Consider the following 18301-nt stretch of genomic DNA (forward strand, 5'->3'; position numbering starts at 1 on the left):
TTCGATCGCCGTCGCTGCGCTATGCCACTGATTGATTTCTAACCGCGCGGCCCTCAGAGAATTCTGGCGTCCGGGATCGTTCCACTGGCCACCAGCATGACGTAGAAGTCGGTGACTGCCAGTGAGCCAAGAGATAGCCACGCAAAGAGCATGTGCCGGGTATTCAACTTGCTGACCTGCGTCCAAATCCAATATCTGATCGGATGTTTCGAGAAGTGCTTGAGACGACCGCCTGTCACATGACGGCAGGAGTGGCAGGACAAGGTGTAGGCCCACACAAGTATCACGTTGACGAGCAGTATCAAGCTGCCGATGCCGATCCCGAATCCGGAGGGCGACCGAAACGCATTGACCACGTCATACGTGAGAATCAGCGCCACAAGTACGGCGATGTAGAAGAAGTATCGGTGACTGTTCTGAAGAATCAGTGGAAACCGCGTCTCACCGGTGTAGCGCGAACGTGGTTCAGCCACAGCGCATGCCGGCGGCGATTGCCAGACCGACCGATAGTAGGCCTTTCGGTAGTAATAGCAGCTGAGACGAAAAGCCAAGACGAACGGTAACACCAGCATGCCAAGCGGAAGCCACCGCGGAAATTCGCCGAACCACACGCCGAGGTCGTGGGTACCTTCCACACACGACGCGCTGAGACAGGGGGAATAGAACGGCGACAGATAGTGGTAGTCGTGCACGTAATACGCGCTTCCCCAAAAGGACCGGATGGTCGCGTAGACGACGAAAGCGCCAAGCCCCAGATCGGTCCAGATTGTCGGCAGCCACCAGCGATCGGTACGCAGGGTGCGCTGCGCCATCTCCGCACGGCCGGACGAGAACACTCCGGTGCGCCGGCTCACGGTGGGCGCGCCCATGGCTAGCTCCAGCCTCGATGTGAGAGGCGGGCCATGAAACATGCTGACGAAGCCATACAGCCTCCTGCGCACGTGATACACACCAGTCGGCAACAGCCTAGGACTGCCCCCACCGTGTTCTGCGGTCGGCTCTGGAAACGCACCTAGGTTTTCGGTGCAGCGTTCCTTCCGAAGCGACTTGCAATCCCGCACCGCCACTGGCCAGTGCGCGTCGGCGCGATGCTGTCAGGCAGATTGTGCCGCGTCCTCGCCCCGGGCGGTCAGCAATACTGGCAGGCGTGCCCCTTTCCGACGCGGCGCTGGCCGCCGAGCTCGCCGACGCGGCCGGGAAACTGCTCCTGGACGTCCGCGACGAGTACGGGTTCAGCGATCCGTGGGAGTTAGGGGCGGTTGGCGACAAGCGTGCGAACGCGTTGATCCTCGAACGGCTGCACGACGAACGGCCCGACGACGGCGTGCTCAGCGAGGAAGCACACGACAATCTGCGCCGGCTGAAAAAGGACCGCGTCTGGATCGTCGACCCGCTCGACGGCACCCGCGAGTTCTCGATCCGCGGCCGTGACGACTGGGCGGTACACGTGGCGCTGTGGCAGCGCGACGGCGAGATCACCGACGCCGCCGTTGCGCTACCCGCCCAGGGCGAGCTGTACCGCAGCGACACCGTCACCTTCGACGCGCGCGACCCGGTTGCCGGCCGGCCCATCCGGATCGCCGTCAGCTCGACCAGGCCGCCTGCGCTTCTCTACTGGATGAGCAGCGTGGTGGACATCGAGATGGTGCCCATCGGCTCGGCCGGAGCCAAAGCGATGGCAGTGGTCCGCGGCGACGTCGACGCCTATCTGCACGCCGGCGGCCAGTGGGAGTGGGACAACGCCGCGCCAGCGGGCGTGGTGCTCGCCGCAGGTCTGCACGCGTCGCGCTTGGACGGTTCGCCGCTGCGTTACAACCAGTTCGACCCCTACTTGCCGGACTTCCTGATGTGTCGGCCAGAAGTGGCGCCCACGCTGCTGGAGGCGATCCGGCGAGTCGTCTGGTAACCGGCCCGGCTTACTCTCGACGGCATGCAATCGTGGTCCTCCGCCCCGGTTCCGGTGCTTCCGGGCCGCGGGCCAGAACTTCGGTTGTACGACAGCTCTGATCGCCAGGTTCGCCCGGTCACCGCAGGTCCGACCGCGACGATGTACGTCTGCGGCATCACGCCCTACGACGCCACACACCTGGGCCACGCCGCGACATACCTGGCGTTCGATCTGATTCATCGGCTCTGGCTCGACGCCGGCCACGAGGTGAATTACGTGCAGAACGTCACCGATGTCGACGATCCGCTGTTCGAGCGAGCACACCGCGACGGTGTGGGTTGGCGGGAGCTTGGCGACCGGGAGATCGACCTGTTCCGCGACGACATGGCCGCGCTGCGGGTGCTGCCGCCGCGCGAGTACGTCGCCGCGACAGAAGCCATCGAGGAAGTGGTCGAGGTCGTCGAAAAACTGCTGGCGTCGGGCGCTGCCTACATCGTCGACGATCCCGACCATCCCGACGTGTACTTCCGCGCGGACGCCACAGCCCAGTTCGGGTACGAGTCCGGCTATGACCGTGAAACCATGAGGCGCTTGTTCGCCGAGCGTGGTGGTGACCCCGACCGCCCTGGTAAGGCCGACGAACTCGACGCGCTGCTGTGGTCCGCCCCGCGGGAAGGCGAGCCGAGCTGGCCGGCGCCGTTCGGGGCCGGCCGACCCGGGTGGCACGTCGAATGCGCGGCGATCGCGCTGTCACGCATCGGCACCGGCCTGGACATCCAGGGCGGTGGCTCGGATTTGATCTTTCCGCACCACGAGTTCTCGGCCGCGCACGCCGAGTGCGTGACCGGGGAGCGGCGTTTCGCGCGTCACTACGTGCACGCCGGCATGATCGGCTGGGATGGGCACAAGATGAGCAAGAGCCGCGGCAACCTGGTGCTGGTTTCCCAATTGCGCGCCGACGGTGTCGAACCGGCCGCAATCCGGCTGGGACTGTTGGCGGAGCACTACCGGTCCGACCGGGAGTGGAGCGCCGACGTTCTCGCCGACGCGCAGGCCAGACTGGCCCGCTGGCGCCAAGCGGTCGCCCTGCCGGTGGGACCGGATGCCACCGACGTCCTCGGCCGCGTTCGCCGATACCTCGCCGACGACCTGGCCACCCCGAAAGCCCTTGCCGCCCTTGATGGTTGGGCCACCGATGCGCTCGAGTACGGCGGCCGCGACGCGCACGCACCGGCGACTGTTCGCGCGATTGCGGACGCGCTGCTGGGGGTCGAGCTGTAAATTCACCGCCATGAGCTCGGTGAACGGCAAGGTGGTGTTCATCACCGGCGGAGGCAACGGCATCGGCGCAGCGGTGGCCCGTCTGTTGCATCGCAGAGGAGCCAAGGTCGTGCTGACCGATCTCGACGAGGCCGCCCTGCACGATGTCGCCAGCGACTTGGGCGGCGATCGGGTGCTGACCCAAAATGCCGACGTGCGCGACCTCGACGCGATGGAAACGGCCGCCAGTCGTGCCGTCGACCGTTTCGGCGGCATCGACGCCGTGATCGCCAATGCCGGCATCGCGACCTACGGGTCGGTGCTGGAGGTCGATCCGCAAGCCTTCAGGACGCTGATCGATGTCAACGTGGTCGGCGTGTTCAACACCGTCAGGGCGGCCCTGCCGTCGGTGCTCGACAGACGCGGATACGTGCTGATCGTCTCGTCGGAGGCCGCCTATATGTCGGCGCCGGGAATGGCTCCGTACTGCGCGTCGAAGGCCGCAGTCGAGCACTTCGCCAATTGCCTGCGGCTGGAGGTCGCCGCCCACGGCGTAGCGGTGGGGTCGGCGCACATGTCGTGGATCGACACCCCGTTGGTCCGGGAAGCCAAGGCCGACGTGTCGGCATCCCGGGAGCTGATCGATTCGCTGCCGGGGCCGATGAGCAAGACCACGCCGGTGGACAAGTGCGCCGCCGCGTTCGTCAAAGGAATCGAAGGACGTAAAACGCACGTCAACTGCCCGGGCTGGGTCGGTGTGCTGCGGTGGTTCAAGCCGATGCTGACGTCAGCCGCCGTCGAGGCGCAGGTGGTCAAGCGGTCAGCCCACCTGGTAGCCAAGATGGACGCGGAGGTGGCGGCGCTGGGCCGGTCGATGAGCGCGCGCACCGAAGCATTGGAGAAGCGCGCCTAGCTTCTAGCGTCCGCGACGGCGCAGATATCGCTCGAACTCGGCGGCCAGCGTGTCGCCGTCGACCTTCGACAGCGCCTCGTTCATGTCGACCTGGGCGTCGCCGCGCTCTTCCAGCTGAGCAACGTACTCGGCGATCTCTTCGTCGTCGGAGGTCATCTCCGTGACCGCCGCCTCCCACTCTTCGGCCTGCGCGGGCAGGTCGGCCAGCGGAACCTCCACGTCGAGCACGTCTTCGACCCGGCGCAGCAGAGCGACCGTCGCCTTCGGGTTCGGCGGCTGCGACACGTAATGCGGGACCGCCGCCCAGAACGTCACCGCCGGAATTCCGGCCTGCACGCAGGCGTCCTGGAACACCCCCGCGATTCCGGTCGGGCCCTCGTAACGGGTCTCCTCGAGTCCGAAGAACCGCGCGGACTCCGGCGAGTACGCCGCACCGGACACCGGGACGGGACGTGTGTGCGGAGTGTCGGCAAGCAGCGCCCCCAGGATCACCACGGTCTGCACATTGAGTTTGTCGGCGATCGCCAGCAGTTCGGCGCAGAAAGTCCGCCACCGCATGTTGGGCTCGACGCCGTGCATCAGCACCACGTCGCGGTCGCTTCCCGGTGGCCGGCAGTGTGAGATCCGCATCGACGGCCAGACCAGCTCGCGGGTGACGCCGTCCACCTGCCGGATCACCGGGCGGTTGACCTGGTAGTCGTAGTAGGCCTCGTCGTCGATCTCGATGATCAGCTCGGCTTCCCAGATCGTGTCGAGGTGCTCCAAGGCGTCGCTGGCCGCGTCGCCGGCGTCGTTCCACCCTTCGAACGCCGCTACCACGACCGCGTCATGCAATTCGGGCAGTTGGAAACCTCCGGTAGCCTCGGACGGGGTCATAAGTTCAGCGTAGAGCGTGTTTCGCCGGCGCGAGCGTCTTGACCGAATACTCAATTTGCTAGGCCGACTACCCTGTTATCGTGCCCCTTTCGCCTCGCAACTATGACACCGACCTGCTCACGACACTCTCCGAGAGGGTCGTCGTAGGCGACGGCGCGATGGGCACCATGCTCCAGGCTGCGGACCTGACCCTCGACGACTTCAAGGGGCTCGAGGGCTGCAACGAGATCCTCAACGACACCCGGCCGGACGTGCTCGAGCACATTCACCGCGCGTACTTCGAGGCCGGCGCCGACGCAGTCGAGACGAACACCTTCGGCTGCAATCTGTCCAATCTCGGCGACTACGACCTTGCCGACCGAATCCGCGAGCTTTCGGAGAAGGGCACCGCGGTCGCCCGCCGCGTCGCCGACGAGATGAGCACGCCCGACCGCGCTCGATACGTCCTCGGCTCCATGGGTCCGGGCACCAAGCTGCCCACGCTCGGCCACACCACCTTCGCCGCGATCCGCGACGCCTACATCCAGGCCGCCCTGGGCATGCTCGACGGTGGCGCCGATGCAATCCTGATCGAAACCTGCCAGGACCTGCTGCAGCTGAAGGCCGCGGTGCTGGGCGCACGACGGGCGATGGCGCAGGCCGGCCGGCACATCCCGGTGTTCACGCATGTGACCATGGAAACCACCGGGACGATGCTGCTGGGCAGCGAGATCGGTGCGGCGTTGACCGCCGTCGAGCCGCTGGGCGTCGACATGATCGGGCTGAACTGTGCCACCGGCCCGGCCGAGATGAGTGAGCATCTTCGGCACCTGTCGCGGCACGCCCGCACGCCGGTGTCCGTGATGCCGAACGCGGGCCTGCCGGTGCTGGGTGCCAACGGCGCCGAATACCCGTTGCAGCCAGAGGAATTGGCGCAAGCGCTGTCCGGGTTCATCGCCGAGTTCGGGCTGTCGCTGGTCGGCGGGTGCTGCGGCACCACGCCCGAACACATCCGCCAGGTCGCCGAGGCTGTACGCAATGTGCAGCGCGCCGAGCGCCACGTGACCTATGAGCCGGCCGTGTCGTCACTGTATTCGGCGACGCCGTTCGCCCAGGACGCGTCCGTGTTGATGATCGGCGAGCGAACAAACGCCAACGGCTCCAAGGCTTTTCGCGAGGCGATGATCGCCGAGGACTATCAGCGCTGCCTGGACATCGCCAAAGAGCAGACCCGCGACGGCGCCCACCTGTTGGACCTGTGCGTGGACTACGTCGGCCGTGACGGCGTCGCAGACATGACCGCGCTGGCCAGCCGGCTGGCGACGGCGTCCACGCTGCCGATCATGCTGGACTCCACCGAAACCCCGGTGCTGCAAGCGGGTTTGGAGCACCTGGGTGGGCGCTGCGCCATCAACTCGGTGAACTACGAGGATGGCGACGGCCCCGAGTCGCGGTTCCACAAGACCATGGAGCTGGTCGCCGAGCACGGCGCCGCGGTGGTCGCGCTGACCATCGACGAGGAGGGACAGGCCCGCACCGCCGAGAAGAAGGTTCAAATCGCCGAGCGGCTGATCGACGACATCACGGGTAATTGGGGTGTCGACGAGTCGTCGATCCTCATCGACTGCCTGACGTTCACGATCTGCACCGGTCAGGAAGAGTCCCGGCGTGACGGCGTCGAAACCATCGAGGCGATCCGGGAGTTGAAGAAGCGGCATCCCGACGTGCAGACCACGCTGGGCCTTTCGAACATCTCCTTCGGGTTGAATCCCGCGGCCCGGCAGGTGCTGAATTCGGTGTTCCTGCACGAGTGCCGCGAGGCCGGACTCGATTCGGCGATCGTGCACGCCAGCAAGATCCTGCCGATGAACCGGATTCCGGAGGATCAGCGCAACGTCGCGCTGGATCTGGTGTATGACCGTCGGCGCGAGGGCTACGACCCGCTGCAGGAACTGATGCGGATGTTCGAGGGCGTGTCGGCGGCGTCGTCAAAGGAATCGCGCGCTGCCGAGCTCGCGGCGCTGCCCGTGCTAGAACGGCTGGCCCGGCGCATCGTGGACGGCGAACGCAACGGCCTGGAAGCCGACCTCGACGAGGCCATGCAGCTCAAACCGCCGCTGGCGATCATCAACGACGATCTGCTCGCCGGCATGAAAACCGTTGGCGAGCTTTTCGGTTCGGGCCAGATGCAGCTGCCGTTCGTGCTGCAGTCCGCTGAGGTGATGAAGACCGCGGTTGCCTACCTCGAGCCGCACATGGAGAAGGCCGAAGACGACGTGGGTAAGGGCCGCATCGTGCTCGCCACAGTCAAGGGCGATGTTCACGACATCGGCAAGAATCTGGTCGACATCATCTTGAGCAATAACGGCTACGAGGTGGTGAACATCGGCATCAAGCAGCCGATCAACACGATCCTCGAAGTGGCGCAAGACAAGAGCGCCGACGTGGTCGGCATGTCGGGCCTGCTGGTCAAGTCCACGGTGGTGATGAAGGAAAACCTCGAGGAGATGAACCAGCGCGGGGTAGCCGAGAAGTACCCGGTGTTGCTCGGTGGAGCAGCATTGACCCGCAGCTACGTGGAGAACGACCTGGCCGAGATCTACGAGGGCGAAGTGCATTACGCGCGCGACGCGTTCGAGGGCCTGCGCTTGATGGACCAGATCATGAGCGCCAAGCGCGGCGAGACCGTCGCTGTCGACCCAGCTGCCGCCGAGAAGGAAGCCGAGCGCAAGGCGCGCCACGAACGGTCCAAACGCATTGCGGCCGAACGCAAAGCAAAGGAGACACCGGTCGAGGTGCCGGCGCGCTCGGATGTCGCCGAGGACGTCGAGGTGCCGGTGCCGCCGTTCTGGGGCACACGGATCGTCAAGGGCATCCCGGTGGCCGAGTACAGCAAGACGCTCGACGAACGCGCATTGTTCTTGGGTCAGTGGGGATTGCGAGGCGTGCGCGGCGGCGAGGGACCGTCGTACGAAGACCTCGTCGAGTCCGAGGGCCGCCCGCGGCTGCGGTACTGGCTCGACCGACTGTCCACCGACGGCATCCTGGCACATGCCGCAGTGGTGTACGGCTACTTCCCGGCGGTGTCCGAGGGTGACGACGTCATCGTGCTCGAAGAGCCGAATCCTGATGCACGCGAGCGGTTCCGGTTCACGTTCCCACGTCAGCAGCGGGGCCGGTTCTTGTGCATCGCCGACTTCATCCGGTCGCATGAGCGTGCCCGCGAAACCGGCCAAGTGGACGTGCTGCCGCTGCAGCTGGTCACCATGGGCCAGCCGATCGCCGACTTCGCCAACGAGCTGTTCGCGTCGAACTCTTACCGCGACTACCTCGAAGTTCACGGCATCGGTGTGCAACTCACCGAGGCGTTGGCCGAGTACTGGCATCGGCGCATCCGCGAGGAACTGACGTTCACCGACCACGCGATGGCCGCAGAAGATCCGACGTCTGTCGAGGACTACTTCAAGCTGGGATACCGAGGCGCACGGTTCTCGTTCGGTTACGGGGCCTGCCCGAATCTCGAGGACCGCACCAAGATGGTGGCGTTGCTCGAGCCCGAGCGCATCGGCGTCACGCTCTCCGAGGAGCTGCAGCTGCATCCCGAGCAGTCCACGGACGCGTTCGTGCTGCACCATCCCGAAGCCAAGTACTTCAACGTCTAGGTCTGGGATGCGCGCAGTTCTGTGGGACATGGACGGCACCCTCGTCGACTCCGAAAAACTCTGGGACGTCGCTATGCATGCGCTGTACCAGCGTCTGGGCGGCACGCTGACACCGCAGGTTCGGGCGTCGACGGTCGGCGGTTCGGCGCAGGGCGTCATGCGGATCGTTTATGACGACCTCGGCCTGGAACCCGATCCCGTGCGGATGGCGGCGGACGCGGACTGGTTGCACGACGTCACCGGTGAGCTGTTCGCCCAGGGGCTGCCATGGTGCGAGGGTGCTCGGGAGCTGCTGGAGGCGTTGGCTTCTGAGCGGATACCTATGGCGTTGGTCACCAACACCCGCCGGTCGCTGACGGAGCAGGCGCTCAATAGCATTGGGCGCCAATATTTTTCCGCGACGGTCTGCGGTGACGAAGTGGCGGCGGGCAAGCCCGCACCTGACCCGTACGAGTTGGCCGCGCAACTACTGGGCGAGTCGCCTGCTTACTGCCTGGCCATCGAGGATTCGGCGACGGGTACAGCGTCGGCAGAAAGCGCTGGCTGTCCAGTGCTGGTAGTGCCCAACGACATCGACGTTCCACGAGGTCCGCGGCGACGGCACGTCGCGTCACTCGCAGGCTTGGACGTTGCCGATCTGAAGGCGATCTACGACGACCTGGACAGCCAGTTCGGCGAACGTACAGCCTGAGTTCAGTACGTGCATTCGTTGTATTGGACTTCGGTGACGCGATGTCCAGCCGCCGCGGCGTCGACAGCGCCCTGAGCCGTCTTGGCGACGGCGGCGGCCGGCTGAGCGACGCCTTCCAGCGACACCAGCGCCACGCAGCCGTCCTGCACCACTGCGAGCAGGTCGCAGGGCGCGGAGCTGCCACCCATGCCGGGACCGGAGCTGCACACACCCAGGGTCGCGTTGATCGCATCGACCTCGCTCGCTGCATGGTTGACCCACACTGCGAAGCCACCGTTGGGCCAGCCGGTGCGGCCGTCGGGGTCGTAGGCGATGGCGGCCCACTCGCCGGGCGCGGCATGGGCTGTTGGCATCGCTGACGCCATGCACAGCGCCGTCCCCAGCAGGACACCACAACGAGCAAGCCGTTTCATGTCGTCGTCCTTCCTGACGTGCGGTGACGTGAGCCCGATATACCCCAGAATGGACCGCCGGACACCGGCGCGGTGATTGAATGACCTGACAACGTCGCATCGAAAGAGGCGTCTCATGACTGGTCACGGTCCGGTGGGGGATTCACCCGAGATCTTCTCCGAAGAGGAGGAGTTCGCCTCCGGCCGAAGCGCTGTCAGGATCGCGTCGGTGGCCGCCCTCGGCGGACTGTTGTTCGGTTATGACAGCGCGGTGATCAACGGCGCGGTCGACTCGATCCAGAAGCACTTCCAGGTGGGCAACTACACGTTGGGCAACGCGGTGGCCTCCGCACTGCTCGGCGCGGCTCTGGGCGCCGTGACCGCTGGACGGATTGCCGACAGGATCGGCCGCATTGCTGTGATGAAGCTTGCGGCGGTGCTGTTCTTGATCAGCGCGATCGGCACCGGCTTGGCCGCCAGCGTGTGGCTGGTGGTGCTGTTCCGGATCATCGGTGGCATCGGTGTGGGCGTCGCGTCGGTGATCGCCCCGGCGTACATCGCCGAGACGTCGCCGCCGAGTATTCGTGGCCGGCTGGGCTCGCTTCAGCAGCTGGCGATCGTGTCCGGGATCTTCCTGTCGCTGGCGATCGACTGGGTGCTCGCCAAACTCGCCGGGGGTGCCAGCGAAGAACTCTGGTTGAAGCTGGAAGCCTGGCGGTGGATGTTCCTGCTCATGGCCGTTCCGGCGATCGTCTACGGCACGCTGGCCTTCACGATCCCCGAATCGCCGCGCTATCTCGTTGCCACACATCGCGTACCGGAGGCGCGTCGAGTACTGACGCGCCTGCTCGGTGCGAAGAACTTGGAGATCACCATCAACCGAATCCAGGAGACGTTGCGCGCCGAGAAGCCGCCGTCATGGCGAGACCTGCGCAAGCCGACAGGTGGCATCTACGGAATCGTCTGGGTAGGCCTCGGACTGTCGATCTTCCAGCAGTTCGTCGGCATCAACGTGATCTTCTACTACTCCAATGTGCTGTGGCAGGCCGTCGGGTTCGGCGAGGAGTCCTCGTTCACGATCACGGTCATCACGTCGATCACCAACATCTTGACCACGCTGATCGCGATCGCGTTGGTGGACAAGATAGGTCGCAAGCCGTTGTTGTTGATCGGCTCGACGGGCATGGCGGTCACGCTGGGCACGATGGCGGTGATCTTCGGAACTGCCGCGGTGGTCGACGGCAAGCCGCAACTGGGCGGCGTGACGGGTCCGATCGCGTTGATCGCCGCCAACTTGTTCGTGGTGGCCTTCGGCATGTCGTGGGGCCCGGTGGTCTGGGTGCTGCTCGGCGAGATGTTCCCGAATCGGATCCGCGCCGCCGCACTGGGATTGGCCGCCGCTGGGCAGTGGGTGGCCAACTGGCTCATCACGTTCACATTCCCACAGCTTCGCGACGTGCTGGGGCTTGCGTACGGGTTTTACGCACTGTGCGCAGTGCTGTCGCTGGTGTTCGTCTGGCGGTGGGTGGAGGAGACCAAGGGCAAGACGCTAGAAGACATGCACGCCGAAGTCTTGCGGCACGAGCAAGCCCCCACCTGACAGATTCGATGCGTCGACTCTGCGGTGAGAGCGTCCTCTTCTCGAACGTTCGCGATCTGGACGCAGAGTCGAGATCAGTCGGGTGGGCGAAACGGCGGGAAAGGCGCGCTGCCCCAGCTGAATTGCGGCCATTGGCTTGGAAACTCGGGTCGCACAAAGTCGTCTTCATAGGGCGAGCAGCCGACGGTGTGGGCGATTTCGAGGACCGGACCGACGAGTTGGGTCAAGTCTGGAAAGTCGTGAGGTGCATGAACGGAAATCCTGCAGTGACCGACGATTCCTACCACGTCGTTGACGTAATGCCGAAGGAAAACGAACTCGCCAGGGCCCAGGCCGCTGACCTCCGATGCCATGCCGGGTTCGTAGGGGCCCTCGCCGGTGACCTCCTCGCGCAGTTCAGCCAAGGTCGTGGCGATGTCAGCGATCGGTCTGATGAACACACTCGCTCTCGGTTGTCCGGTAATACGGTCGAACCAACGGCATTCCAGCCCCTCGGGCTCCTCTAGTGGATATAGCGGATCGGCCTCGGGTCTCCAAAGGATGAACCGACTGACGTGGAGATACGGCTCAAGGATGGCCGTGATCTTGGCTAGGCGCTGAGTATAGGTACGTAACTCATCTGACATGAGCCAACTCCGCTACTTCGTACTTATCGGGTATGCCGTGATGATCTTGCCGTCGCTCGCGGAAATCACGACATGAACCTTCCACGTCGACGGGCCGGTGATTTCACCTCTGGCGTTGATGGGAAATATCGCTCGCTCCACCGCGAACGTGTCGTTGTCTTGTCGATACGTTACTGATTCTGGGTATGCCAGGGCTGCGCCGATTGTGTAATCCGCAACATTGCGCCAGTTGCCCATCCACGGGAACGTGAATGCCTGCTAATCGTCACCGTGCTTAGCGGCGATGTGCTCGAACCCGAATTTGTCGGTTCCGCAGTAGAGCTGGCTGTCACCGCCCGGCAGCGAGCGATAACCGGCGCTGAGCGGCGCTCGATTGAACGTGCGTACGACTTTGTTCGGATCAGCACAGCTGGCTTTGCATGCACCCCACACCTTCGGTTGGTAAGGCGGAAACGGCACCGGTGACGGAGGGGGCTCTGCCGGCAACGGGCCCTCACGAAATGTGAACTGGTGAAAGCCCACCGCCGATGGCATGAGTCGAGCGGCAACGGAGGCATCTGTTGCCGCCAATCCACGTGCGCTGACCCAAATGCGATATGCCGACGTGCGTGCCTGCTGTTGCCGCGCGAGGTGCTCGCTAGGCGAAGCCGATTCTCGGGTATCCGACACGATGAGGTCGTCACTGACGCTGAAACCAGCCGCACGCGCAGACGCAATTGCATTCAGCGCGCGTTGTCGGGCGATGGCGACCTCGTCTGCTCCGGTGCGCGCAATTTCAGCCGCATCGTTGAGGGAGTCGACCGCGCGTAGAACTTGTCCGCGGTCAGCGTGCGCGCGCGTCCGTGCTGCATCGGCTGCGGCCCCTTCCCATTCGGTGCCTCCGGGCAAATGTGCCGCTCGATGCACGTTCGTGAAAGCGCGCTCCCAGGCTGAGCCGGTGCTGGCCAACTGCTGGGCGGCGACGAGAAGGTGGTTCGTATCCCAGCTGTCGATCTGCGTCAGGGTTGGCAGCAAGTTCGCAATGCTCTCGCCGAAGACTCTTCGATCGACCCGTAATCGCGGGCCGTCGTGGCCGCATGCTCGCTCGTCGCGGCCAACCTCTCGATGAGAGTGCGGTGAGCGGCGATCACAACGTTGTGCAATGCCGCGACCGCGGCCGTCGTCGGCTGGCATGTCGTGTGGAAGGCCATATCCGCTGACGTTGCGGCGAGCGCTTCCGCTTCGTGCAGACACTGCCGCGCAAAGATGTCCAGTCCGGCGATGTCGGCCGTGATCTTGTCCATGCTTCGAGCCTAAGAGCCGCAACCAGCAGCTCAAGACACTAATTCGGGGTGCTCCGCTGCAAACCGGCGTGACCCGATGTGGGCTCCCATGAAACAATCGCGACCCGTGAAGACGTTCGACGCGCTGTTCGCCGAGCTGAGCGAGAAGGCGCGCACCCGGCCGGCCGGCAGCGGTACCGTGGCCGCGCTCGAGCGCGGCATCCACGGGCTGGGGAAGAAGATTCTCGAAGAAGCCGGCGAGGTGTGGCTGGCCGCCGAACACCAAGGCGACGACGAACTCGCCGAAGAGATCAGTCAGCTGCTGTACTGGACGCAGGTCCTGATGATCGCCCGCGGACTATCCCTCGACGACGTGTATCGGAAGCTGTAGATGCTGCGAGTTGCCGTGCCCAACAAGGGCGCACTGAGCGAGCCGGCCACCGAGATCCTGGTCGAGGCCGGCTATCGGCGTCGCAGCGATCCGAAGGATCTCACGGTCATCGATCCCGCCAACGACGTCGAGTTTTTCTTCCTGCGGCCCAAAGACATTGCGATCTATGTGGGTTCGGGTGATCTCGACCTCGGCATCACCGGCCGCGACCTCGCGCAGGAATCCCAGGCACCGGTGCGGGAGCGGCTCGCGCTGGGGTTTGGTTCCTCGAGCTTCCGCTACGCCGCGCCGGCTGGCCGCGACTGGGCGGTGGCCGATCTCGCCGGCAAGCGCATCGCCACAGCTTATCCGAACCTGGTACGAAAAGATCTGTCCGACAAGGGAATCGACGCGACCGTCATCCGCCTCGACGGTGCGGTGGAGATCTCGGTGCAATTGGGTGTGGCCGACGCGGTCGCCGATGTCGTCGGATCGGGCCGCACACTGCGCAGCCACAACCTGGTGGCTTTCGGTGAACCACTGTGTGATTCGGAAGCCGTGCTGATCGAGCGTGAAACGCCCGACGAGACCACGGCGGCTGCGCGCGATCAGCTAGCCGCCAGGGTGCAGGGCGTCGTTTTCGGCCAGCAATATCTGATGCTCGACTACGACTGCCCGCGCCAGGTGCTCGACCGCGCGGCTGCGATCACACCGGGGCTGGAATCGCCGACCATCGCGCCACTGGCCGACCCGGACTGGGTGGCGGTGCGAGCGTTGGTGCCGCGTAAAGACGTGAACGCGATCATGGATCAGCTTGCCGGCATCGGTGCCAAAGCGATTCTGGCGTCCGATATCCGGTTCTGTCGCTTCTGAGCTGGCGCGGTGCTAGCGTCCCCGGGGTGAGCACGGCTGCGTTACTAGGACTTGCCGTCCTGCTCGGCGTCGTCGCCGGTCTGCGAGCGCTGACGGCCCCGGCGGTGATCAGCTGGGCGGCGTTCCTGAATTGGATTCCAGTGGACGACAAATGGTCGTTTTGGATGGCACATCCGATCACGGTCGCCGTCCTCACTGTGCTGGCGGTCGGGGAATTCGTCACCGACCAGCTGCCCAAGACCCCGAGTCGCAAGACCACACCCCAGTTCGCCACCCGACTGCTCACCGGCGCGTTCGCGGGCGCGGTCCTCGGTTCGGCATGGCATCACACCTTCGCCGCACTCGGGGCCGGGGTCATCGGCGCTGTGCTCGGCACGCTCGGCGGTTACGAGGCGCGTACTCGTTTGACTGCGAGAACCGGTGGCCGCGACCTGCCCATCGCAGTCGTCGAAGACGTCGTCGCCGTGGGCGGCGGCTTCCTCGTCGCCTACTTAGCCAGCCTTCTGTGACACAGCGGTTCGACGCGGTCGTCGTCGGCGCTGGACAGGCTGGACCGCCGCTCGCCGGCCGGCTCACCGACGCTGGCCAGACCGTTGCGGTGGTGGAGCGCAAGCACATTGGTGGAACATGTGTCAACACCGGATGCATCCCCACCAAGACGCTGGTGGCTTCGGCACACGCCGCACATCTCGCCCGCCGTGGCGATGACTACGGAGTCGGCACCGGCGTCGTCTCCGTCGACATGGCAAAGGTCAAGGCCCGCAAGGACAAGATCATGCTCGACGACCGGGCCGGTGTCGAGACCTGGTTGGCAGACATGAACGGCTGCAACGTCATTCGCGGGCACGCTAGATTCGAAGATCCACACACCTTGCGCGTCGACGACGAACTGATCTCAGCCGATAGAATCTTTCTCAACGTCGGTGGGCGCGCCGCCGTGCCGGACATCCCCGGCTTGGCCGACGTCGACTACCTGACCAACGTCTCGATCCTCGAACTCGACGAGGTGCCAGAGCATCTCGTCATCATCGGCGGCAGTTACATCGCGCTGGAATTTGCGCAGATGTACCGGCGGTTCGGCGCCGAGGTGACGGTTGTGCAGCGCGGCGCGCGGCTCGCTGGCCGGGAGGACCCGGACGTGTCAGCCGCCATCAAGGACATCCTCGAGCGTGAAGGCATCGCGGTTGCGTTGAACGCCAACAACATTCGCGTCAGCCGCGATGGAGAGCGACTCGCCGTGACTACGCGGGACGGCGCCGAGCCGATCGTCGGCTCGCATCTCTTGCTCGCCGTCGGTCGTCAACCCAACACCGACGATCTAGGCCTCGATCGTGCCGGAGTGCAGACAGACAGCCGCGGGTTCATTGTGGTGGACGACCAATTGCGCACGAACGTCGACCACATCTGGGCGATGGGGGATTGCAACGGTCGCGGCGCCTTCACACACACCTCGTACAACGACTTCGAGATCGTCGCGGCCAACCTGCTCGACAACGACCCGCGGCGGGTCAGCGACCGGATTCCCACCTACGCGTTGTACATCGATCCGCCGTTGGGGCGCGCCGGACAGACCGTCACGCAGGTTCAGCAATCCGGGCGCAAGGCGCTGCTGGGTTCCCGGCCGATGACACGAGTGGGACGCGCGGTGGAGAAGGGCGAGACCCAAGGCTTCATGAAAGTCGTCGTCGACGCCGACACCCACGAAATTCTCGGCGCGGCGATCCTAGGGGTCGGCGGCGACGAGGTGATCCACGCGATCCTCGACGTGATGTCAGCCAAGGCGCCGTACGACACGCTGGCGCGGACCATGCACATCCACCCGACCGTCAGCGAGCTGCTACCGACGATGCTGCAGGAGATGACCCCGCTTTAGCTGCAGGCGGCTAGGCCACCCGACGACCGCGCGCGAGCGCCCGACGAACGTCGGCGGGTGCTTCGTTGGACGGCTCGACCACGACGGCCGTCGGCGTCGATTTCCCGACGGGCTTGGCAACGACCGCGACCCGACAGGAGGCGCGCCCGACGAGCGCCGCGGCCGTCGAGCCGAGAGTGGTGCTGGCCAGCCGGCCCATGCCGACCGCCCCGACGCACAGCAAGTCGGCGTACCGAGATTCGCGGGCGAGGACCTTGTTCGCGGCACCAGAAGCGAGAACAGTCTCCACCTTGACCGGATCGTCCTGTGCCGCAACAGCTTTCTCGGCTACCCGCAATGCCAGCTCGGCGATCGCAATGCGGAACTCGTCACCGGGCGTAGGCGGTGGGTTGACGTAAACCAGCCGCAGCGGCACGTCCCGGGCGAGCGCCTCGTCGACGGCCCACAGCGCGGCTGCGATCGCTTCTTGGGACCCGTCGATTCCAACGACGACCGGTTTGGGCGACGAATGCTTCAGCATGCCGCTGACCCTATTGGTCGAAGCGAAGCGAAACTGGAGTCTTTAGTCCCTCAGCGCCCGACAATGGTCTCTTGTTGACCGGCAGCCAGTTCGGCCATGCGTCCGGCGAGCAGTTGGCGGGTAACCGTCGCGACCCGGTTTCCGAGGTGCTCGCACGTGCGCACGTCGGCGTCGTGAACCGCAGAAGCGTCGGCATCGACGTCGGTAGCGGCGCCTGCGCCGAGCCAGAATCCCAGGCGATTGAGGTCGTTTTCGCTCCCTACGGAGCTGTTCCACCCGGGACCGAGGCCCACGCTCACCCAATGCATGTGGTGTTGCGCGGCGAACACGGCCAGCGACGTCAACGTATGCAGCTTGTCTCCGCTCTTGGCGCCGGAGTTGGTGAACCCGGCGGCCACCTTGTCGCGCCAGGTGCCGTTGACGCAACGCCTGCCGGTGCGTTCTGCGAACGCTTGAAAGGCCGCCGACACGTTGCCCATGTAGGTGGCACTGCCGAACACGATGCCGTCCGCGTCGTCGAGGAGGTCCCAGTGGTCGTCGGTCATGGCATCGACCGCGATCATGGTGGTAACGGCGCCTGCCTTTCGGGCACCGCGGCCCACCGCATCGGCAAGAACAGCGGTGTGTCCGAAGCCGGAGTGGTAGGCGATCACCAGCTGCGGAGCGCGTAAACCGTTGTGCGACATCAGCTCCCCTTCGGTTGAACATCGGTCCCGGCGATCTCTTGGTAGCGCTGCAACCAATTGGGCAGCGGCCTGCCGCCGAGGTGGGCTGCGAGTCGGTCGAGGAAGGCGTGCGTGCCGGGCAGGAACCCGGTGGCATTGGGCACGCCGAGTCCCCGGTGGGTGAACCGCAACAAAGTCCCGTCTCCGTCGTCGTGGAGTTCGTATCGCACCACGCTGTCTTCGACCACCGACTGTTTCCACTCGTGCTCGAACACATGCGGCGGGTCCCAGACGAGAATGCGGCCGGTCACTCGCTTCTGCTCCGGCGGCAGCGGCGGACCAGTGGGCACCATGTCGATCCATCCGCCTTCGCGGCCGTCGATGACGGTGTCGCCCAGCCAGTTTCGGCGCTGCTCTGGGTCGGTGATGGCCGCCCACACCGCCTCGATCGGATGCGGCAGCCGCCGCTCGAACGTCAGCACCGCTCGGTCGCCTTCGATGGTGAGGCGGCCGTCGCGGTCGCTCATCGGCCGTGCCTCTGGTCGAGATGACGCTCCAGTGCATCGAGGCGATTGCTCCAGTAGCGGCGGTACCGGCTGATCCAGTCGTCGATTTGCATGAGGCCTTCGGCGCGCAGCGCGTAGATCCGGCGCTGAGCCTCGGGCCGCACCTCGACCAGGCCCACCTCCCGCAACACCCGCAAGTGGCGCGAAACCGACGGCTGGGTGAGCCCGGGCAAGGTGGCCACCAGCTCGCCTGCCGTTCGCTCGCCGTCGGCGAGCGCGTCCAGAAGCGCGCGACGGTTGGGCTCTGCTACCGCCTCGAACACATCCATGGCGCGAAGTATTTCA

General features: G+C 65.2%; 20 protein-coding genes. 10 read left to right on the forward strand and 10 right to left on the reverse strand.

The features are described 5' to 3' along the window. Window positions 1-53: 53 nt before the first annotated feature. Complete coding sequence (gene sdhC / locus AC5Y4N_RS17240) at window positions 54-869, reverse strand: succinate dehydrogenase subunit SdhC (protein WP_499908088.1); 816 nt, start codon at window positions 867-869, stop codon at window positions 54-56. A 278-nt stretch (window positions 870-1147) separates the two neighbouring features. On the opposite strand from sdhC, the gene AC5Y4N_RS17245 reads away from it, so the two are divergent. Genes AC5Y4N_RS17245 through AC5Y4N_RS17255 form a run of 3 tightly spaced genes read left to right on the forward strand, consistent with a single transcriptional unit; the run spans window position 1148 to window position 4061 of the window. Next, complete coding sequence (locus AC5Y4N_RS17245) at window positions 1148-1906, forward strand: 3'(2'),5'-bisphosphate nucleotidase CysQ (RefSeq protein WP_499908089.1); 759 nt, start codon at window positions 1148-1150, stop codon at window positions 1904-1906. A gap of 24 nt (window positions 1907-1930) precedes the next feature. Next, window positions 1931-3169 carry a cysteine--1-D-myo-inosityl 2-amino-2-deoxy-alpha-D-glucopyranoside ligase gene (gene mshC / locus AC5Y4N_RS17250; RefSeq protein WP_499908090.1) on the forward strand — a complete coding sequence of 413 codons (1239 nt, stop codon included), beginning with the start codon at window positions 1931-1933 and terminating at the stop codon, window positions 3167-3169. Window positions 3170-3179: 10 nt separating this feature from the next. Then, on the forward strand, window positions 3180-4061 hold the full coding sequence (locus AC5Y4N_RS17255) for an SDR family oxidoreductase (protein WP_499908091.1): 882 nt from the start codon (window positions 3180-3182) through the stop codon (window positions 4059-4061). Between the two features lie 3 nt (window positions 4062-4064). On the opposite strand, the gene AC5Y4N_RS17260 is transcribed toward AC5Y4N_RS17255, so the two are convergent. Beyond that, entirely contained in the window at window positions 4065-4937 is an 873-nt protein-coding gene (locus AC5Y4N_RS17260) for a PAC2 family protein (RefSeq protein ID WP_499908092.1), read from the reverse strand. An 80-nt stretch (window positions 4938-5017) separates the two neighbouring features. Between AC5Y4N_RS17260 and metH the strand changes: the two genes are divergently transcribed. Next, window positions 5018-8578 carry a methionine synthase gene (gene metH, locus AC5Y4N_RS17265; protein ID WP_499908093.1) on the forward strand — a complete coding sequence of 1187 codons (3561 nt, stop codon included), beginning with the start codon at window positions 5018-5020 and terminating at the stop codon, window positions 8576-8578. A gap of 7 nt (window positions 8579-8585) precedes the next feature. Then, on the forward strand, window positions 8586-9269 hold the full coding sequence (locus tag AC5Y4N_RS17270; protein WP_499908094.1) for an HAD family hydrolase: 684 nt from the start codon (window positions 8586-8588) through the stop codon (window positions 9267-9269). Window positions 9270-9271: 2 nt separating this feature from the next. Here the strand turns inward: AC5Y4N_RS17270 and AC5Y4N_RS17275 are convergent, their stop codons facing one another. Further along, window positions 9272-9622: a hypothetical protein gene (locus AC5Y4N_RS17275; RefSeq protein ID WP_499913886.1), complete on the reverse strand. Its 351-nt coding sequence runs from the start codon at window positions 9620-9622 to the stop codon at window positions 9272-9274. A 175-nt stretch (window positions 9623-9797) separates the two neighbouring features. On the opposite strand from AC5Y4N_RS17275, the gene AC5Y4N_RS17280 reads away from it, so the two are divergent. Further along, window positions 9798-11261, forward strand: coding sequence for a sugar porter family MFS transporter (locus AC5Y4N_RS17280; protein WP_499908096.1), 1464 nt, complete (start codon window positions 9798-9800; stop codon window positions 11259-11261). 74 nt (window positions 11262-11335) lie between these two features. On the opposite strand, the gene AC5Y4N_RS17285 is transcribed toward AC5Y4N_RS17280, so the two are convergent. From AC5Y4N_RS17285 to AC5Y4N_RS17295, 3 genes are all read right to left on the reverse strand, one after another. Beyond that, window positions 11336-11887, reverse strand: coding sequence for a DUF7956 family protein (locus AC5Y4N_RS17285; RefSeq protein ID WP_499908097.1), 552 nt, complete (start codon window positions 11885-11887; stop codon window positions 11336-11338). Window positions 11888-11899: 12 nt separating this feature from the next. After that, entirely contained in the window at window positions 11900-12124 is a 225-nt protein-coding gene (locus AC5Y4N_RS17290; protein WP_499908098.1) for a hypothetical protein, read from the reverse strand. A 761-nt stretch (window positions 12125-12885) separates the two neighbouring features. After that, the gene (locus AC5Y4N_RS17295; RefSeq protein WP_499908099.1) at window positions 12886-13170 is read right to left on the reverse strand and encodes a hypothetical protein; all 285 of its coding nucleotides are present in this window, start codon (window positions 13168-13170) and stop codon (window positions 12886-12888) included. Window positions 13171-13258: 88 nt separating this feature from the next. Between AC5Y4N_RS17295 and AC5Y4N_RS17300 the strand changes: the two genes are divergently transcribed. Genes AC5Y4N_RS17300 through AC5Y4N_RS17315 form a run of 4 tightly spaced genes read left to right on the forward strand, consistent with a single transcriptional unit; the run spans window position 13259 to window position 16265 of the window. After that, on the forward strand, window positions 13259-13540 hold the full coding sequence (locus tag AC5Y4N_RS17300; RefSeq protein ID WP_499908100.1) for a phosphoribosyl-ATP diphosphatase: 282 nt from the start codon (window positions 13259-13261) through the stop codon (window positions 13538-13540). Continuing rightward, window positions 13541-14392 carry an ATP phosphoribosyltransferase gene (gene hisG / locus AC5Y4N_RS17305; protein ID WP_499908101.1) on the forward strand — a complete coding sequence of 284 codons (852 nt, stop codon included), beginning with the start codon at window positions 13541-13543 and terminating at the stop codon, window positions 14390-14392. Window positions 14393-14418: 26 nt separating this feature from the next. Further along, a complete protein-coding gene (locus AC5Y4N_RS17310) occupies window positions 14419-14901 on the forward strand; it encodes a DUF4126 family protein (RefSeq protein WP_499908102.1) in 483 nt (160 codons plus the stop codon). Then, window positions 14898-16265, forward strand: a complete 1368-nt coding sequence (locus AC5Y4N_RS17315; RefSeq protein ID WP_499908103.1) for an FAD-containing oxidoreductase — start codon at window positions 14898-14900, stop codon at window positions 16263-16265. The genes AC5Y4N_RS17310 and AC5Y4N_RS17315 overlap by 4 nt, the downstream gene beginning before the upstream one ends. A 10-nt stretch (window positions 16266-16275) precedes the next feature. On the opposite strand, the gene AC5Y4N_RS17320 is transcribed toward AC5Y4N_RS17315, so the two are convergent. From AC5Y4N_RS17320 to AC5Y4N_RS17335, 4 genes are read right to left on the reverse strand one after another with little or no spacing between them, the layout of a single operon-like run. Further along, complete coding sequence (locus AC5Y4N_RS17320; protein WP_499908104.1) at window positions 16276-16785, reverse strand: universal stress protein; 510 nt, start codon at window positions 16783-16785, stop codon at window positions 16276-16278. Window positions 16786-16835: 50 nt separating this feature from the next. Beyond that, on the reverse strand, window positions 16836-17471 hold the full coding sequence (locus AC5Y4N_RS17325) for a flavodoxin family protein (protein WP_499908105.1): 636 nt from the start codon (window positions 17469-17471) through the stop codon (window positions 16836-16838). Next, window positions 17471-17977, reverse strand: a complete 507-nt coding sequence (locus tag AC5Y4N_RS17330) for an SRPBCC family protein (RefSeq protein ID WP_499908106.1) — start codon at window positions 17975-17977, stop codon at window positions 17471-17473. Before AC5Y4N_RS17330 ends, AC5Y4N_RS17325 begins: the two co-directional genes overlap by 1 nt. Continuing rightward, a complete protein-coding gene (locus tag AC5Y4N_RS17335) occupies window positions 17974-18285 on the reverse strand; it encodes an ArsR/SmtB family transcription factor (RefSeq protein WP_499908107.1) in 312 nt (103 codons plus the stop codon). The genes AC5Y4N_RS17330 and AC5Y4N_RS17335 overlap by 4 nt, the downstream gene beginning before the upstream one ends. Between the last annotated feature and the right edge of the window lie 16 nt (window positions 18286-18301).

The organism is Mycobacterium sp. NGS19 (assembly GCF_059813155.1).

Bases quoted from the DNA above. Each gene is read 5' to 3' on its own strand.
- AC5Y4N_RS17290 (WP_499908098.1), bottom strand. From the start codon at position 12,124: ATGGGCAACTGGCGCAATGTTGCGGATTACACAATCGGCGCAGCCCTG.
- AC5Y4N_RS17335 (WP_499908107.1), bottom strand. From the start codon at position 18,285: ATGGATGTGTTCGAGGCGGTAGCAGAGCCCAACCGTCGCGCGCTTCTG.
- AC5Y4N_RS17295 (WP_499908099.1), bottom strand. From the start codon at position 13,170: ATGGACAAGATCACGGCCGACATCGCCGGACTGGACATCTTTGCGCGG.
- AC5Y4N_RS17255 (WP_499908091.1), top strand. From the start codon at position 3,180: ATGAGCTCGGTGAACGGCAAGGTGGTGTTCATCACCGGCGGAGGCAAC.
- hisG (WP_499908101.1), top strand. From the start codon at position 13,541: ATGCTGCGAGTTGCCGTGCCCAACAAGGGCGCACTGAGCGAGCCGGCC.
- AC5Y4N_RS17285 (WP_499908097.1), bottom strand. From the start codon at position 11,887: ATGTCAGATGAGTTACGTACCTATACTCAGCGCCTAGCCAAGATCACG.
- mshC (WP_499908090.1), top strand. From the start codon at position 1,931: ATGCAATCGTGGTCCTCCGCCCCGGTTCCGGTGCTTCCGGGCCGCGGG.
- AC5Y4N_RS17320 (WP_499908104.1), bottom strand. From the start codon at position 16,785: ATGCTGAAGCATTCGTCGCCCAAACCGGTCGTCGTTGGAATCGACGGG.
- AC5Y4N_RS17260 (WP_499908092.1), bottom strand. From the start codon at position 4,937: ATGACCCCGTCCGAGGCTACCGGAGGTTTCCAACTGCCCGAATTGCAT.
- AC5Y4N_RS17330 (WP_499908106.1), bottom strand. From the start codon at position 17,977: ATGAGCGACCGCGACGGCCGCCTCACCATCGAAGGCGACCGAGCGGTG.
- sdhC (WP_499908088.1), bottom strand. From the start codon at position 869: ATGGGCGCGCCCACCGTGAGCCGGCGCACCGGAGTGTTCTCGTCCGGC.
- AC5Y4N_RS17280 (WP_499908096.1), top strand. From the start codon at position 9,798: ATGACTGGTCACGGTCCGGTGGGGGATTCACCCGAGATCTTCTCCGAA.
- AC5Y4N_RS17325 (WP_499908105.1), bottom strand. From the start codon at position 17,471: ATGTCGCACAACGGTTTACGCGCTCCGCAGCTGGTGATCGCCTACCAC.
- AC5Y4N_RS17275 (WP_499913886.1), bottom strand. From the start codon at position 9,622: ATGCCAACAGCCCATGCCGCGCCCGGCGAGTGGGCCGCCATCGCCTAC.
- AC5Y4N_RS17270 (WP_499908094.1), top strand. From the start codon at position 8,586: ATGCGCGCAGTTCTGTGGGACATGGACGGCACCCTCGTCGACTCCGAA.
- AC5Y4N_RS17300 (WP_499908100.1), top strand. From the start codon at position 13,259: ATGAAACAATCGCGACCCGTGAAGACGTTCGACGCGCTGTTCGCCGAG.